The following is a 228-nucleotide window of genomic DNA, read 5'->3' as shown; positions in this document are numbered from 1 at the left end:
CCGACATCACGGCGGACTGTTTCTGATCGGCGGGATACTTCGTCAACGCTCGATCGATTTCCTTCAGGCCTTCAGCTGAGATCATTTTCAGACACGACTCTTTCAATTCCTACCGAACGAACAACCTGCCGCACTGCTGTGCATGGACGGCAGACCTGGCGCTCACTGTTGACAGCTTGCGAAGCCGCGCCGGCTCAGCGCGCATCGCGTGTGACTTACTGCTCGCCG

1 pseudogene is annotated in these 228 nt (G+C 57.9%); it reads right to left on the bottom strand.

The features are described 5' to 3' along the window. Nucleotides 1–85, bottom strand: a pseudogene (locus SB816_RS35550) (NAD(P)H-dependent oxidoreductase subunit E); the annotation flags it as partial. Nucleotides 86–228 lie beyond the last annotated feature (143 nt).

Source organism: Achromobacter sp. SIMBA_011 (assembly GCF_046535435.1).
Taxonomy (GTDB): Bacteria; Pseudomonadota; Gammaproteobacteria; order Burkholderiales; family Burkholderiaceae_B; genus Achromobacter; species Achromobacter dolens.
The sequence above is the reverse complement of the archived record's forward strand: the minus strand, read 5'-3'. Positions and strand labels throughout refer to the sequence as shown.